Here is a 16,182-nt window from a genome sequence, read left to right as displayed (position 1 = left end):
TGTAAAGTCTAAATTAGAGTTTACTTACTTTGGAACCAAGTATCGGCTTTGCTACGCGCGCTAGCGATATCAGCACTTGATAAGTTCAATGCCAATTGACCGATTTTACCGCGTGCTTTATTGCGGACTTTTTCATCCAGCATGCCATCACGAGCAGCTAAGTCATACCATTTATAAGCATCGACCAGATTTTTTTGCTTTTCATCGAGCAGGGCAAGCGTATAGCTGGCACGGTTATCGCCACGCATCGCGGCTTTTTCTAACCATAGACGCGCTTGTTGCAAGTTAGGTTGAACGCCTTCACCGCGCAAGTACATGATGGCAAGATTCAACTGAGCAGGGGCAACGCCTTGCTGAGCGGCCTTGGTATACCACTGGATAGCTTGCTGGGTGTTTTGGGCGACGCCTTCACCTTTTTGCAAACGCTTGGCTAAGTAAAACTGGGCGTGGTTATTACCTTGGGCAGCGCTGGCAGACAGCTCACTGATAGGCATTAGCTCGAAACGTGAGGTATCAAGTGGCACGTTTGATATTAACTCAGCGTTGGCAAGGCCCGTACAAGAAAACAAGGCAGTAAACAACGCAGCTTTTAATAATTTCATAGCAGCTCCAAAATTAGGCAGTTAATAAGCAAAAGAAAAAGTTGCACCGCTAAAATGGTCTCGCTTGAGACAGTTAGGCGGCGATAACAATTAGGTGAAATTTTGCGCTACCTTCTTACCTAATCATTAGCAATAACATTTATATATTTAGTGGGTCTTGCCTCAAATAGAGCCGATAGACGGTTAAAAAATCCGATAAACGGTCGTATATGGGGTATGACTGACACTATTTCGCTAGCTTAACACCCAAACTTACGAAACTCAAATACTAATTACACGATTTAATGCCTACTTATACCTCGCGGTCCTCAATAAAATCATAGAGTTACTTAAGCGTAAGAATAAATTAACATTCTATTAAGGTTAACATTATTACCTTTTTACTTAAATTTTTGTTAATAATAAGCGTATAAACCTCACTATTAAGCAGGTTTTTGTTTGGTGACCCGATAAATAGCGACGTCTGCGAGCAGATTGGGCGCTTGTCTGATTAATGCGGTCATCAGTGGCTTATACCCTTTTTCAGAATCACTGACCGCAAAGCGATTAATGATATGAATATCATGCTGCGCGCACAGCTGCTCAAAATCTTTAAAGGTACACAAGTGAATATTTGGGGTGTTATACCACTCATAAGGGAGCGCTTCTGAAACTGGCATCAACCCCTTTAAGCCTAAATGCAGGCGGTTTTGCCAATGGGCAAAGTTAGGGAAGGTAATGACGGCTTCGCGGGCGACGCGTAGCATATCGAGCAGCAATATATCAGGTGCTTTTACCGCTTGCAGGGCGCGCGCCATAACCACGGTATCAAAGCTATTATCGGCAAAACGACTCAAACCATCATTGAGGTCTTGCTCGACGATGGATAAGCCTTTAGTAATGGCCTCATTGATTTTGTCTTCGTCAATCTCAAGTCCGTAACCGGTGACGCCTAGATTTTGCTGTAAATGCGCGAGCAACTCGCCATTCCCGCAGCCTAAATCCAGCACATGCGAGTGCGGCGCTATCCAACGCTCAGCCAATTGATGATCCATTCTCATGAGCGTGCTCCTTTGGCTTTCAAGCGATTAGCAATAAATGGCGCGGTCAAAAAGCCTTTAACTGCACCCATATAACGTGGAATATCGAATAAAAACGAATCATGACCGTGTGGGGCGTCGACATTGATATAGCTGACTGGTTTGCCTGTTGCCATCAGCGCATCGACAATCTCTTGTGAGCGCTCGGGCGCAAAACGCCAGTCGGTGGTAAATGACACCACCAAATACTGACACTGCGTATGAGCAAAGGCAGATTTTAGCGCGTTCAGCTCTTTTGCATTGACTACATTGACGTTATCAGCGTTGTCAGTATTATCAATAGTGGCGCTATTATTTAGCGTTTTATCAAGCTCATTCTCGGTAGAATCGGCTTTTACTGCGGCGGCGAGGGAGGTTTCTAGCTCTGCCGAGGATTGTATTGATGAGTCTGCTGCTGAAGGATAATCACGCGTCGGGTCAAAATAATCTAACGCTTTGGTCATGAGCAAGTAAGTATTGGCATCGAAGTTTTCGCTAAAGCGTTCGCCTTGATAGCGCAAATAGCTCTCAACCTGAAACTCGACATCGTAGCCATACATAAACTTGCCAGATTTTAAATCACGGCCAAATTTCGCTTTCATCGCATCATCGGTCAAGTAGGTGATATGACCGACCATGCGTGCAAGAATCAGCCCACGCCGAGGATAAGTACCCGCCTGTAAGTAACGCCCGTCTTTAAAATCAGGATCCGAGAGAATGGATTGTCGCGCGACTTCGTTAAAGGCAATGTTTTGCGCAGAAAGCTTTGGTGTACTGGCAATGACCACGCAGCGTTTTAAGCGCTCTGGATAATCGACCGACCATTGCATGGCCTGCATGCCGCCCATTGAGCCACCGACAATGGCATGCCAAACTTCAATACCCAAGCGATCTGAGAGCATGGCTTGGGTTTTCACCCAATCTTTAATGGTGACAAGGGGGAAGTCAGGGCCATAAACCTGCGCTTCACCTTCATCGCTTAGACTATCTGGATTGATGGTTGTTGGACCAGTAGAGCCAAAGCAGCTGCCGATATTATTGACGCAAACCACAAAAAACTGATTGGTATCGATGGCTTTATTAGGGCCAATCATATTGTCCCACCAGCCTGCTTTTTTATCGTCGTCACTATGGAAGCCTGCCGCATGATGGCTACCTGATAAGGCATGACAAATCAAAATGGCGTTTGATTTGTCGCTATTGAGCGTGCCATAAGTTTCAAAGATTAAATCGAATGAGGGTAGGGTGCGATTGCATTCTAAGGTCAATGGCTCAGCGAAATGAAAAGTCTGCGGCGTGACGAGGCCAACTGAGCCTACCAAATCGATAGAATCGGTCGTATTAGCAGAATGATTGGTGGAATGCTCACTGGTACTATCAGAACGTGCGCTCAAAGCTACCTCACAAAACAACAGTTACAGTTATGGATAAAAAAATGGTCATGGATAAAAAACGGTTATAAATAAAACAAACCTAGAATGGCGACAGTAATGGTCTAACTACTTTCTTATTATAAGCTTGTCTATTGTATGGCGATGCGCCTAGGAGTACAACCTTGATAGGCAGTCTTTCAAGCAAAGTATCAGTAGCTGGGGTATTAACGGTATGGCAATTCTAAATATCAAGCGTTTCGCCCTGCGTTTTCGGTGGATAAAATGCTACACTGATGATAAGTATCAGCCTTTTTATTTAACCATTATTTGGTATGTGATTGACTGTCGTCTGCTTAGTATATTTTGATAATTGCTAAGTACGGTTAATTAAGACTTAATAGTACTATTGCTAAATAAATGGCTAAAATATATGAATTTTGAAGTACCCTTTAGCTGATTAAAGCCTATAACTTTGCCATAACATAATCCAATAATAGATAATGCCCTTATGAAACCTCAATTGCCGCCCCGTATTGCCGTCTTATTAGTCAACCTAGGTACGCCAGATGAGCCGACCGCGCCCGCCGTCCGTCGTTATCTAAAACAGTTCTTGTCCGACCCGCGCGTGATTGAAATCCCTCAATTCTTATGGGCGATTATCCTAAATCTGTTTGTTCTACCAAGTCGCCCAAAACGTGTAGCAAAAGCCTATGCCAGTATTTGGGAAGGCGATTCGCCCATTCGCAAAATATTAAACAGCCAAGTTGAGCTGCTCGAGCCGCGCTTGGCAAATAGCGTGGCGCCATTTCGTGTTTCTGTACATGCAGCGATGAGCTATGGCAATCCGGGTTTGCCTGACGTGATGGATACACTAAAAAGCGAGGGCGTTGACCATTTTGTTATCTTGCCATTATTTCCGCAGTATTCGGCATCGTCTGGCGGTGCCGTCTATGATGCCTTGACCAAATGGACGCTAAAGCAACGCAACTTGCCAAACTATAGCATTGTCAAAGACTACTTTGCGCATCCGCTGTATATTCAAGCATTGGCTAACTCGATTCGCCGCTTTCAAGCCGAGCATGGCAAGCCTGAAAAGTTGATGTTTAGCTTTCACGGGATTCCGCAGCCTTATGCCGATAAAGGCGATCCGTACCCAAGACGCTGCAAATGTACCGCCGCGCAAGTGGCGCACGAACTTGGTCTACAAGATGACGAGTGGATTATCAGCTTTCAGTCACGCTTTGGTAAGCAAGAATGGGTCAAGCCGTATACCGATGTGGTATTAGAAGATTGGGGCAAATCTGGGGTGCGTTCGGTACAAGTGATTAGTCCGGCATTCTCTGCGGACTGCTTAGAAACACTGGAAGAATTGGCAATCGAGAACCGTGATAATTTCTTAAATGCAGGCGGGCAAGAGTATCATTATATTCCAGCATTAAACCTAGATGAGGCGCATATTGATTTGCTTGAAGCATTGAGTTTGCCGTTGGTTAAAGGCTGGGCTGATACACTCGATGGCTGGGTTTAATAGTTTTCTTAAATAAAAAAATACCGGACATAATGTTCGGTATTTTTTTCTAAATTATTTGCTGTTTTATTCAGGTGTAATGTCTAAAAATTATCATCATTAGAAACTTTAGCCGCATCTCTGTCTGCGATATCGACAATATCGGGATAATCTTTATCGTCTAGATTGTCTTCGACCAACACCTCATCAATCCGAGCTTCATCGATATTTTGGCGATGTATCGGTGTCAGTCCTTGGGTGGCGTCCGTACCGACTTCAGAATTATTAAATCCTGCGCTATTGTCGATGACATCATCGTCATCAAAGGTGTGCAGCATAGGATTGTTTAAATCAATCTCTTGGCTACCGTCTTCATTATCATCAATGCTGCTATCGCCTTCGATATGATCCATCTCTTCTGGTAATGGGGTTTTTGAATTGTCCATGGTTATGTCCTCATTATAGTTATAATTACGATTAAACGGGTTGTTTATAATTATCAAAATTATGCTTATCAGTTTGCCGCGTTATAATTGCAACTAATAGTAGTGAGGTGTCACAGGATGTGCAAAAAATGTAAGGATAGATAAAAAGCGGCTGCCAGTACGAGTTAAGTAGGCAGCCATAAAAAGGTTTTAGCGTTAATTATTTTTCTAAAAACTATTTTAGACAGTTAACTTAGAATAGTTAACCTAGTAATTGGCATTGCAAGGTTGGTGTTGATTTGGTTGATGTAAAAAATAATTTTCAAAATCGCCAAGTTTAAACCGCCACAAGTAAATCAAGGCAATCGCATAAACACTGGTTTCTGCAATTTCTTCGACCATTTCTCCGATGCTTTCAGGGATTAGGATGGCGTTTTCACCCATATACTCTAACAATGCCAGTGCAACTACAGTGAGATATAGGGATAGTGGTACCTTTTTTAATACAGCCCATAGATAACGCCAGCTATAGGTCAAAAAACCCACAATGAGTAGATAGACCGTTAATAGTACAGCGTCTTCCCACCAATCATAAGAATGGTTCAAAAATGAAAAATTACTGGGAATAAAGAGTTCAGGCACGTAGTTTAATTCACGACGTATCACAGCAAAAAACACTAATACGGATGCCAACCAAAAATATTGACCCAGTTTGAGCTGACTTTGTTTCATATATTGAGCACAGCGGAATATGCAGGCGAATAACATAATGATACCTGGTAGTTCGATGACGCTATCTGAATGTAAAATGGAACGCTCCTAGTATTAAAAACAAAAAAGTGAGCGCGAAGGCTCACTTTATATCGTAAATTACCGCGTAAAAACCAATATTTAAAGCATTAACAGGTAAAAACCAAGCGGTAAAAAAACCATCTAACGTAGACTTATTATACTGCTAAGAAAAGCTTACGGCTATTAGCATTTATAAACGCTATCGTTTAGGCTTTTCTTTTATTTCAGTCATTAATGCGCTTCGTCCCAATTGCTACCAATATCGGTTTCAACCAATAACGGTACGGCGAAGTCCACATTCCAGCCTTTTGCAACAGCCGTTGTGGTCAGGACATCCTGCATAGCGTCGGTAATCAGCTGACGAATACTATCGACCTTATCGCTATCGACTTCAAACACCAGTTCATCATGGACTTGCAGCAGCATTTTTGCGTGCTCTTTTGGCAATACTTTATCGACCGCTATCATCGCAAGCTTGATTAAATCCGCCGCTGAGCCTTGTAGTGGGGCATTAATTGCTGCACGTTCAGCGCCTTGCTTGACCATACGATTGCTATGATTGATATCAGGAGTATAAAGCTTACGGCCTAATATTGTCTCAACATAACCTTTTTCATAAGCGCTGGCACGGGTATTAATCATATAGTCTTTGACACTTGGATAACGCTCAAAGTACATATCGATATAATCTTGCGCCTCGCCGCGGCTCATCTGTAGCTGCTTAGCCAGTCCAAAGGCACTCATACCATAGAGCAGACCAAAGTTAATGGCTTTGGCATTGCGGCGCTCAGTGGCGCTGACCTCTTCAACGGCTTTGCCCAATACTTCAGCAGCCGTTGCCGTGTGAATATCTAAGCCTTCATTAAAGGCGCGGGTTAAGTTTTCATCGCCTGAAAAATGCGCCATCAGACGTAGCTCAATTTGTGAGTAATCCGCGGCTAAAATCACTCGACCTTCTGGGGCAATAAACGCTTGGCGAATCAGACGACCGGTCGCGGTACGAATAGGAATGTTTTGTAAGTTAGGATCGGTTGAAGATAAGCGTCCGGTGCTGGTCAATGCTTGATGGTAGCTGGTATGCACGCGGTCAGTCTCGCTATCTGCGACATTATCGAGTGCATCGGTATAGGTGCTTTTAAGCTTTGATAAGCCGCGATATTCAAGGACAATTTCTACCAACGGGTGGTTAATCTTTGATAATACCGCTTCGCCAGTTGAGTATTGACCTGACTTGGTTTTTTTACCGCCCGCAACGCCTAGCTTTTCAAACAGCATCTCACCGAGCTGTTTTGGTGAGCCAAGATTAAATGCTTCACCAGCGACTTCATAAGCGCGTTTTTCTAGCGCAATGATTTCTTCGTCGAAACGTTGCGATAGCTCGTTTAAGAATGGGCGCTTGATTAAAATGCCATTTGCTTCCATTTGACAAAGTATCTCAGCCGTTGGAATCTCTAACTCGTGTAGCAGCTTGGCATTGTTTTCATCTGCCGCCAGTTTTTCGCTAAATAACTCAAACAGCTGATAGGTAATGTCGGCATCTTCACAGGCATAATCACTGGCCAAATCAATGGCAGCTTGGTCAAAACTTACTTGCTTTGCGCCTTTACCAGCAACGTCTTCGAAGCTAATGGTCTGCGTATGCAAATAATGGCGCGCCAAATCATCCATACCGTGGCGAGTAGCGGCTGCGTTAATCACATAGCTGGCAAGCATGGTATCCATCGCCCAGTTATTAGGTTTGGCATGAATACTGCCTAATAGATCGATATCATAAAAGCTAAGAATATGGGCATCATATTTTAAATGTTGACCGATTTTACCAATGTTTGGATTTTCTAAGATGGGTTTTAAGCGCGTCAAAACCATATTGCGGTCAAGCTGTTTGGTAGTCAGCTCATCGCCTTCTAGACTATGAGTTAGCGGCACGTAATAAGCTTCGTGAGCTTTTACCGCAAAAGACAAGCCAACCAATTCAGCCTGACGCCAATAAACGCTGGTGGTTTCGGTATCAATGACAAAATGCGGTGCAGATTCTAATAATGTAACCAAGCTATCAAAAGCAGGTTCATCTAAAACCGTGTGCCACGCTTTATCATGAGTTTTACTGTCTTTGATATTATCGATAATACTTGATTGTAGCGATTTGGCGATTTGCGCTTGCGATTCGGCATCTGCTTGACTGTCGGCAACGCTTTGCGCCCCATTCCCATTAGCATTGGCTGGATGATTGGGATGGTCGAGTGATGCCAACTCATTTCTAAATTCAAGCTCGCTATAGAGCGCGCGTAGCTCATCGATATGAGCGCACGGGTCGGTATTGATTTTTAAATCTCGCCAATCTTGACCAATTTCTAAATCAGTGACGATGGTTGCCAATTGCGCATTAAAGGGAATGTCGTCGGCATATTCGACCAGATTTTTGCCAGCGCGTCCTTTGATATTGGCGACGTTTTTGAGCATGTTATCAATGTTGCCGTATTCGTTAAGCAAGTCTTTGGCGGTTTTTTTACCGATACCGGGTACGCCTTTGATACCATCAGAGGAGTCGCCCATCAGCGTTAAAAAGTCAATCATTTGATTAGGATTAATGCCAAATTTTTCCACTACGCCTGCGCTATCAGTGACTTTACCGGTAAAACTGTCTTCTAGTATCACGCAGTCATTAATCAGCTGCATCATATCTTTATCACCGGTCGAGATAACCACATGATGACCTTCGGCAACGGCGCGATGGGCTAGAGTGCCAATAATATCGTCTGCTTCTGCGCCTTCGATACGCAATAGTGGAATCCCTAATGCCACCACCAAACTATGAATATAAGGAATTTGCTCGGCAAGCTCCACATCCATTTTTGGTCGATTGGCTTTATATTCCTCTGACATCGCATGACGAAAAGTTGGTGACTTGGTGTCAAAGCAGACCGCCATATGGGTTGGATGATAACGGCGCATGAGTTTTAATAACGCATTTAATGTCCCACGTATGGCGTTGGTGACCAGCCCTTGAGAGTTTTGCATGGTCTTTGGCAAGGCATGATAGGTGCGAAATAAATAATAAGAACCGTCGACTAAAATAAAAGGCGGCTGCTCTTTATTGACATGGCTAGTATCCATGGTCGCTACATTTGGCATGGTGGCAAAGTTTGGTAGCGTATTGGGATTAATGGGCGAGTGCGAGTTGTGATCGTTGTCGGTCATAGAAAGTCACTTATCAAATTGGGCAGCAAGTATTGGGTAAAAACAGATATTGAATAAAGAATTGGATGAAAAGATAGCTTCATTATAACGATAAAATACCTTCTTGCCGAATGGATGGCGAACTAATAAATGGTTGGTAAAAAACTAGCAGTTAAGAACCTAAATACCAGCCAATAAAAAAGAACCCAGACCAGCTGAGTTCTTTTATCAGTTTTCTTCTGACTAATTAATATTCTTTCTAAGAGTTATTTTACTTCTGACGTCACTTCACTATCGATATTGCCATGGGTGGCTTTCGAGTATGGGCAGACTTTATTGGCTTTTTCGACCAGTTTTTGAAATTCATCGGCCGATAGTTCTGTATTTTCACCGATTACATGGATTTTTGCTGCCAATTTAAAGTCCAAACCTTCGCCTTTCATTAGATCTACTGATACTTCGGTAGTCGAGTCAAATTTTGCTTTTTCTTCGCCTTTGACCGCTGCCAGTGCGCCATCAAAACAAGCAGCATAACCCATAGCAAATAACTGCTCTGGATTGTTACCGTCTTTACCAGAACCCGGTGCGACCATGTTAATGGTCAAATCACTATCTTTTAGACTCGCATTACCAGTACGGCCGCCAGTAACGGTAGCTTGTGTAGAATACAATGTTTTCATAACACATCCTTTGTTGTTGATTTTTATAATTAAATGATCTATCTACTATGTGACCTTCCTTAAAAGGCGATTTTACATAGTAACTCCTTAGATTAGCACAGTGGGTAACGCTGAACGTATCGCGCAAGTTTAGAAATGGTAACTTGCTAAAATGTCTAACCGGAGTTTGCTAAAACCATAATAGTAGGATTTTGATATATAAATAACGATACTATTAATGTAAACTAATCACAAAAAGTATTTTACTAACATATTACAGTAACCAAAGTAGCTAAAAAGCGTCTAATCGTAAGGACATTGTTTAATGAATGCCTCGCTAAATAAATGGATTTTATTACCAAGTATCGTCTCTTTAATGGCACTTGCGCTCAGCGGCTGCGAAGAAGAGGACGTGTTTTTTGGCGTAGGCAGTAGCAATAATATAACGCTAACGAGATTTGCTGATAGCTATGACAGTAAAGCCAATGCGACTGCGATTGCGCGCATCGATGAAACCTACCGTACCGGTAATTATGAGATTAAAACCAGAAATCTTGTCAATAACTACAGCAATCAAAGTTTAAATACTTTAGACAAAACGGTACTAGCCGATAAGTTCGAAGGACGATTGGAACACAAAAATATTGAAGTCAGTGGGCGCACGGTCAAACGACCTATTTATGAAAAAAACAGCAATAACAAGTTCAATTATCAAACCACTTATAAAACCTTAGATTTATCAGATGTGAAAGCGGATAGTTATAATGCAGGCGTTACGTTAAGCGACAGTCGCGGCATTATGACGGCCTTAAATCACTATTCTAAGCTGCCAACCAATTTAGCCTTTCCAGCAGGCTCGGTTTGCTATATTCCCGTTGTCAGCAGCGAGCGCGCATTTTTAGCCTTTAACGAAAAAGACAACACAGGATACTCGTCGCTTGATAAATGGGTTGCGGCAGCCGAAGCACGTTTTAATGATGATAGAGATTATAGTACCTCAAGGTTTGGCGTTGGTATCAATAATAAGCAAAAAGCGGCGCAAGTGATGTTTTTTGAATATAAAGACCAACCGGCTTATCAGTATAACGGGGTTGAATATAGTAAAGATATTTATGAAGCGGATTATGTGGCCAAAGGTAGTAGCAATCCAAATACCAACAGCTTTCGCGGTGTGGTCGATTGCACGATTGTCAATGATGTCGCCGCTGACTTTTTAGAAAGAGAAATCAAGCGCTACTATTAACGTTTAGAAATACCTAAGGATAAAAAATATCATCACTCTCTATTTGTTCATTAGAGAGTGTTTTTTTATGCGCTAATTCTGCAAGCAAACGCTAAATCCGCTACAATACGCCCATTATTTATCCTATTTATTTAGCGTGATTTCTAAATCACACAACCGTTGAAGCCGAAATTATGAGCGTAGATCCAAAGAAATTAAGCAAAGAAGTCGCCAAACGCCGCACCTTTGCCATTATCTCGCATCCCGATGCGGGTAAGACCACCATGACCGAAAAGCTGCTGCTATGGGGGCAGGCGATTCAGGTGGTTGGTGAAGTAAAAGGCCGCAAAACTGACCGTCATGCGACATCTGATTGGATGAGTATGGAGCAGGAGCGTGGTATTTCTATCACCACCTCGGTCATGCAGTTTCCTTATAAAGACCATATGGTCAACCTGCTAGACACCCCGGGTCACGCCGACTTTAGTGAAGATACGTATCGTACTCTGACCGCGGTAGACAGTGCGCTGATGATGGTCGATGGCGCAAAAGGTGTCGAAGAGCGGACCATCAAGTTGATGGAAGTTTGCCGAATGCGTGATACGCCCATCATCTCATTTGTTAATAAACTTGACCGTCAGATTCGCGAGCCGCTTGAGCTATTAAGTGAAATCGAAGCAGTATTAAAGATTAAATGTATTCCGGTCACGTGGCCGATTGGTATGGGGCAAGATTTCGTTGGTGTTTATCATTTAACCGAAAACAAAACTTACCTATATGAAAAGGGTCATGGCGGTGAGATGACAGTCTCTGAAACGCGCGAAGGCTACGATTATCCTGATATCCGTGAGCGCTTGGGCAAGCTGATGTTTGATTCTTTTGAAGAATCGCTTGAGCTGGTACAAATGGCACTCGAAGACTTTGAAGTCGAGGCGTTTTTAAAAGGTGAGATGACGCCTGTATTGTTCGGGACGGCACTGGGTAACTTTGGCGTCAACATGGTACTTGATACCTTGATTAAATATGCACCACCGCCAAAATCGCATCCGACCAATGAGCGCGAAGTCGCCGCAACCGAAACCGAATTTAGCGGTTTTGTGTTTAAGATTCAGGCCAATATGGATCCGCGTCACCGTGACCGCATTGCTTTTTTGCGCGTGTGCTCTGGCAAGTACGAAAAAGGCATGAAAATGAAGCACGTGCGCTTGGGTAAAGACGTGCGTATTGCCGATGCTTTGACTTTCCTTGCAGGTGACCGTGAAGCGTTAGAAGAAGCCTATCCAGGTGATATCATTGGCTTACATAACCACGGAACCATTTCGATTGGCGACAGCTTTACCGAAGGCGAAGAATTAAACTTTACTGGTATTCCGCACTTTGCTCCTGAATTGTTCCGCCGTGTGGTGCTAAAAGACCCGCTTAAATCAAAAGCGTTGCAAAAAGGTTTACAGCAGTTAAGCGAAGAGGGCGCAACGCAGGTCTTTATGCCGCAGATTAATAACGATTTAATCTTAGGTGCAGTCGGTGTGCTACAGTTTGAAGTGGTCGCCCACCGTCTAAAAGAAGAATACAAAGTTCAGTGTATCTTTGAGCCGGTATCGATTGCGACCGTACGCTGGATTCATTGTGATGATGAAGTGGCGTTGGCGAAGTTTAAGAAAAAAGCCCATGACCAATTATCAATAGATGGTGGTGGCTATTTGACCTATCTTGCGCCATCTCGGGTGAACTTGCAGCTGATGCAAGACCGCTATCCTGAGATTACTTTTAGCAATACGCGCGAGCATTAAAATTAGCTTATGGATTCTTATTCTTACTTTTAAAAGACACGCTATCGTGTCTTTTTTATTACGAAAAATTTTTTTGCAGCCAAATATAAGTGCCCGCCTCAACATTAAGTACTCAAAAACACAAACAGTGCGCCTACAATACGGCGTAATAGTTACGGTAGAATATCAATAAACCTTATTTGTACGTGAAAGAGTCTATATGAAATCTACAACTGACATTCATAACAATAACTCAAAATTTACTCAACCATTCCCATCTCAGCGCAGCGTGGGACGTTTGGTTACGTTGCTAAGTAGTGGTTTATTACTTGGGGCGTTAAGCCTATCAGCGCAGGCGAGTAGCTTGATTAGTCATAGCAAATATTTAGAATATGAATTGCCGAAAAAAATACAGGAAAAATGTACAGCGCGTGATAATTGTCCAGATATTGAAGTGAAGTACCTTAAGACCAATCATGCTTGGATAAATAAGCTTGCCAATGCGCGTATTGATAATTTAGTGGTAAATAGTAAGCCAACGGAGTCCGCGCCCATCACCAAGCAAAGTAGCCCAGCCGAGGTCAAAGCTGCCATCGACGGTTTTGTTAGCGCGCAGTTTGCTGATTTACCCAAAGACAGCATTTTCGTCTATAGCTTAATGGTGACGCCTGAATATTTGGGTCATGTGAATGATTTTGAGCTGTTTGAAATAAACTCTTATGTCTTCACTGGTGGCGCTCATGGCATGCCATATAGCGAGTATCTGATATTTGATCAACAAAGCAAAAAACAAATCCAATTAACAGATATGCTGCAGCCTAACAAGAAATCAAAATTTAAAGCTTTAGCTTATGATGCTTATAAAGACTGGGTAAAAACGGTGGATAAAGATACTGCAAGCTATGAGAAAAACTGGCCATTTACCTTAAGTGAGAACGTAACCTTGACTGATAAAGGGATTGATATTCGTTATCAGCATTATTCTATCGGCCCCTACGCATACGGAATGCCTGTACTGAGTATTCCTTACAACAAGCTTGGCGGTATTATAAAACCTCGCTTTATAGCTAAATAATATCAACAATAATTTTATCCAGGATGAAGGTAATTGTATAAGAACAGGCGTTTATAGAAAGTTGTTAGCTAAAAATAGCCATTGAATATTTTATAAAAATAAGGAGTGATAACATGACAAACCATACAGAAAATGCCCATACACCTGTGACGACAGAGGATGCAACTTGGCAACTTAATGCCCTAACCGAAGCACTAGGCGATCTGACCTTGAGCGTCAGTGACAGCCTGTCTGTTGGGCGCGGTAGCGATAATGACGTGGTGCTCGGTAGCAAGCAAGTGTCGCGCAATCACGCGGTCTTGAGCGTGTTAAATGGGGAGCTATACGTTAAGGACTTAGAGTCATCGAACGGCACTTTTATCAATGAGCAGCGGATTGAGGGCAATAAATCTCAGCGCCTTGATGCCAATGATACGCTAGGCTTTGCAAGTTTTGACTTTCAGGTAAGTGCGCCCGTTGCTGCGACCTTAGATAATGAACAAGCTGCTCCAGCTGTGTCGGATGAGCCAGTATTAAGCACGAACGCTGCTACGTCTACTGAATCGATACCAGCCGCGGCCGAATCTGCCGTTGTAGCGCCAGTCGTTAGCGAAGCAGCAGATAAAAAGCCAACAATTGAAGAAACTAGTATTCAAGAACCCATCGTTAAAGAAACTGTTGCTGCAGAGCCTGTAATTAACGAGCCTATAATCAACGAACCTATTGCCAAAGAGCCAGTCATCAAGGAAACTGGAATCGATGAGGTATTGTCAGTAGCTGATAATAATGAACCGTCAACTTCAACTAGCACACCAGTTGTCGATAAACCAGCACCGAGTGCGATTCGTCAGGCTCAATATGACAGCGATGCTGCAGCGCATGATAAGACCACGACGACCACCTTGCAAGAAGAAGCGGATCCTGACGTCCTACGCGCTAAGCAAGCCGCTACCGCCCAGTTTTCGGGCACGGCCAATTTGGGTCAGCCGCGCGACCTTGGTACATCAGGTAATAATGCCATGGATCAAGCGCTTAATAATCCTGCCAATGCGGGACAAGCCGAGAAAAAACCGAGTGGTGGCTGGTTTATCTGGGTATTTATTGCTATTTTAATCATTGGCCTCGCGCTATGGTTGTTTAATAAAGGCAGCATGTAAGAGTTCTATCTTTATAAACTAAACGGCATTCTCAAAGAAATAAAGCAGTTGCTCGCTTATAAAAATGATGAATTTCATAAAAAACTATGCAATTTTTATAAAGCCATGCAATAAAAGCGGGCAGTTTATGCTTTAAATGATGTCTCATCAATTTAGCTTTAAAAATAGCGGTAAATTTAAGTTAGAAAAAATAGCAATACAATCAAGTGTTTGACAGCTTTTATGAAAATAAAGCTAAAAAAACTGAAAAAGGGCTTGCGTCTAGCAAAATATTTGATAGAATAGCCACCACTTTGAGAGAACAAGCCGACTTAGCTCAGTTGGTAGAGCAACTGACTTGTAATCAGTAGGTCGCCAGTTCGATCCCGGCAGTCGGCACCATCTCTTTCAAAGTCGCTTTTTATGAATTTACTTTCAATTGAAGTGATTTGTATCAAGCAATCTAGGTGGGATTGGGGAGCGGTCAAACCCAACAGACTGTAAATCTGTCGCGAAAGCTTCGAAGGTTCGAATCCTTCTCCCACCACCATATTTGTTCTAAGTTTGTCCTAGCGCCAAGCATACTCCTTATATTGAATGGCTTACTATTAAAGTCAAATAATATAAGAGTAAATGCGGGTGTGGTATAATGGTAACACCTTAGCCTTCCAAGCTAATGACGCGGGTTCGATTCCCGCCACCCGCTCCATATATGCACCATCGCAGCAACTATCAAACATCACGACAGTCGGTTATTAGCTGTATCGTGATATTTTTTTTAGTACAACCCATGGGTTGGCTACTGTAGTTTTTAAAAGCATGCTCATATAGCTCAGCGGTAGAGCACTCCCTTGGTAAGGGAGAGGTCTTGAGTTCAATTCTCAATATGAGCTCCATTTATTGTTCAAGCCTTGTCTATATGCTTTACTATTTTGATAAAGCATCATCTTCAGACAAGACAATGTATTTTACAAAATATTGTAGCAATATCGAATTATAAAATATTGAAAATTATAAATAGAGTGTGGCAGTTACTCATTTAAAGGTGACACTAAGGTGTTGCCTTTTAGTGCTGTCAGTAGGTTTATAAATCTAATTTTTAGCAATATCTATAAAAAGCTGTTTTGTCAATGCGCGCTAGCAACTAGCACAATATGCAAGCGATTGAAAAACAAGTATAATGCCCATATATAAACATGTGATTAAGCTAGTAAGCATCTTGAATACATTCATTTTAGTAGCTAAACCATAGCGTCAACGGTTTGATGGTTATTACGCATCATGAGCCGTCAAACAGCTATTTACCGATCTTTGATTGTTAAAGATTCATCAATAAAGAGGAAATACCCATGGCAAAGGCCAAGTTTGAACGCAGCAAGCCACACGTCAACGTCGGTACCATCGGACA

11 protein-coding genes, 4 tRNA genes and 1 pseudogene are annotated in these 16,182 nt (G+C 42.6%); 9 read left to right on the top strand and 7 right to left on the bottom strand.

Translation table 11 applies throughout. The features are described from left to right. Nucleotides 1-20: 20 nt before the first annotated feature. The 3 genes and pseudogenes from H9653_RS05675 to metX all read right to left on the bottom strand — a co-directional run. Nucleotides 21-602 carry a tetratricopeptide repeat protein gene (locus H9653_RS05675; protein WP_191691092.1) on the bottom strand — a complete coding sequence of 194 codons (582 nt, stop codon included), beginning with the start codon at nucleotides 600-602 and terminating at the stop codon, nucleotides 21-23. Nucleotides 603-1,024: 422 nt separating this feature from the next. Beyond that, entirely contained in the window at nucleotides 1,025-1,642 is a 618-nt protein-coding gene (gene metW / locus H9653_RS05670; protein ID WP_191691090.1) for a methionine biosynthesis protein MetW, read from the bottom strand. 26 nt (nucleotides 1,643-1,668) lie between these two features. Continuing rightward, nucleotides 1,669-2,988 (bottom strand): annotated as a pseudogene (gene metX / locus H9653_RS05665) (homoserine O-acetyltransferase MetX); the annotation flags it as partial. Nucleotides 2,989-3,541: 553 nt separating this feature from the next. Here metX and hemH point away from each other — a divergent pair. Next, a complete protein-coding gene (gene hemH / locus H9653_RS05660; RefSeq protein WP_191691086.1) occupies nucleotides 3,542-4,561 on the top strand; it encodes a ferrochelatase in 1,020 nt (339 codons plus the stop codon). A gap of 83 nt (nucleotides 4,562-4,644) precedes the next feature. On the opposite strand, the gene H9653_RS05655 is transcribed toward hemH, so the two are convergent. The 4 genes from H9653_RS05655 to H9653_RS05640 form a co-directional block, all read right to left on the bottom strand. Then, nucleotides 4,645-4,986, bottom strand: a complete 342-nt coding sequence (locus H9653_RS05655; protein WP_068404012.1) for a hypothetical protein — start codon at nucleotides 4,984-4,986, stop codon at nucleotides 4,645-4,647. A gap of 246 nt (nucleotides 4,987-5,232) precedes the next feature. Further along, complete coding sequence (locus H9653_RS05650) at nucleotides 5,233-5,697, bottom strand: hypothetical protein (RefSeq protein ID WP_225211629.1); 465 nt, start codon at nucleotides 5,695-5,697, stop codon at nucleotides 5,233-5,235. Between the two features lie 291 nt (nucleotides 5,698-5,988). Then, nucleotides 5,989-8,955, bottom strand: a complete 2,967-nt coding sequence (polA, locus tag H9653_RS05645) for a DNA polymerase I (RefSeq protein ID WP_191691084.1) — start codon at nucleotides 8,953-8,955, stop codon at nucleotides 5,989-5,991. Nucleotides 8,956-9,200: 245 nt separating this feature from the next. Beyond that, nucleotides 9,201-9,614, bottom strand: coding sequence for an organic hydroperoxide resistance protein (locus H9653_RS05640; protein ID WP_144298045.1), 414 nt, complete (start codon nucleotides 9,612-9,614; stop codon nucleotides 9,201-9,203). Nucleotides 9,615-9,918: 304 nt separating this feature from the next. Here H9653_RS05640 and H9653_RS05635 point away from each other — a divergent pair, with 304 nt between their 5' ends. From H9653_RS05635 to H9653_RS05600, 8 genes are all read left to right on the top strand, one after another. After that, on the top strand, nucleotides 9,919-10,836 hold the full coding sequence (locus H9653_RS05635) for a hypothetical protein (RefSeq protein WP_191691082.1): 918 nt from the start codon (nucleotides 9,919-9,921) through the stop codon (nucleotides 10,834-10,836). 173 nt (nucleotides 10,837-11,009) lie between these two features. Then, complete coding sequence (locus tag H9653_RS05630; protein WP_144298043.1) at nucleotides 11,010-12,605, top strand: peptide chain release factor 3; 1,596 nt, start codon at nucleotides 11,010-11,012, stop codon at nucleotides 12,603-12,605. Nucleotides 12,606-12,804: 199 nt separating this feature from the next. Beyond that, a complete protein-coding gene (locus H9653_RS05625) occupies nucleotides 12,805-13,659 on the top strand; it encodes an RsiV family protein (protein ID WP_191691080.1) in 855 nt (284 codons plus the stop codon). A 113-nt stretch (nucleotides 13,660-13,772) separates the two neighbouring features. Continuing rightward, entirely contained in the window at nucleotides 13,773-14,795 is a 1,023-nt protein-coding gene (locus tag H9653_RS05620) for an FHA domain-containing protein (protein ID WP_191691078.1), read from the top strand. Between the two features lie 305 nt (nucleotides 14,796-15,100). Beyond that, nucleotides 15,101-15,176: transfer RNA gene (locus H9653_RS05615), tRNA-Thr, on the top strand. A 64-nt stretch (nucleotides 15,177-15,240) separates the two neighbouring features. After that, a tRNA-Tyr gene (locus tag H9653_RS05610) sits at nucleotides 15,241-15,324 on the top strand. Nucleotides 15,325-15,409: 85 nt separating this feature from the next. Beyond that, a tRNA-Gly gene (locus tag H9653_RS05605) sits at nucleotides 15,410-15,483 on the top strand. A 112-nt stretch (nucleotides 15,484-15,595) separates the two neighbouring features. Then, nucleotides 15,596-15,670 (top strand) — tRNA-Thr (locus H9653_RS05600). Nucleotides 15,671-16,182 lie beyond the last annotated feature (512 nt).

Source organism: Psychrobacter communis (assembly GCF_014836505.1).
In the GTDB taxonomy this organism is placed as follows: Bacteria; Pseudomonadota; Gammaproteobacteria; order Pseudomonadales; family Moraxellaceae; genus Psychrobacter; species Psychrobacter faecalis.
This window is presented reverse-complemented; position numbering and strand designations above follow the sequence as displayed.

What these genes read in the sequence shown, in the direction of transcription:
- H9653_RS05675 (WP_191691092.1), bottom strand. Translation starts at nt 602, where the DNA reads ATGAAATTATTAAAAGCTGCGTTGTTTACTGCCTTGTTTTCTTGTACG.
- metW (WP_191691090.1), bottom strand. Translation starts at nt 1,642, where the DNA reads ATGAGAATGGATCATCAATTGGCTGAGCGTTGGATAGCGCCGCACTCG.
- hemH (WP_191691086.1), top strand. Translation starts at nt 3,542, where the DNA reads ATGAAACCTCAATTGCCGCCCCGTATTGCCGTCTTATTAGTCAACCTA.
- H9653_RS05655 (WP_068404012.1), bottom strand. Translation starts at nt 4,986, where the DNA reads ATGGACAATTCAAAAACCCCATTACCAGAAGAGATGGATCATATCGAA.
- H9653_RS05650 (WP_225211629.1), bottom strand. Translation starts at nt 5,697, where the DNA reads ATGAAACAAAGTCAGCTCAAACTGGGTCAATATTTTTGGTTGGCATCC.
- polA (WP_191691084.1), bottom strand. Translation starts at nt 8,955, where the DNA reads ATGACCGACAACGATCACAACTCGCACTCGCCCATTAATCCCAATACG.
- H9653_RS05640 (WP_144298045.1), bottom strand. Translation starts at nt 9,614, where the DNA reads ATGAAAACATTGTATTCTACACAAGCTACCGTTACTGGCGGCCGTACT.
- H9653_RS05635 (WP_191691082.1), top strand. Translation starts at nt 9,919, where the DNA reads ATGAATGCCTCGCTAAATAAATGGATTTTATTACCAAGTATCGTCTCT.
- H9653_RS05630 (WP_144298043.1), top strand. Translation starts at nt 11,010, where the DNA reads ATGAGCGTAGATCCAAAGAAATTAAGCAAAGAAGTCGCCAAACGCCGC.
- H9653_RS05625 (WP_191691080.1), top strand. Translation starts at nt 12,805, where the DNA reads ATGAAATCTACAACTGACATTCATAACAATAACTCAAAATTTACTCAA.
- H9653_RS05620 (WP_191691078.1), top strand. Translation starts at nt 13,773, where the DNA reads ATGACAAACCATACAGAAAATGCCCATACACCTGTGACGACAGAGGAT.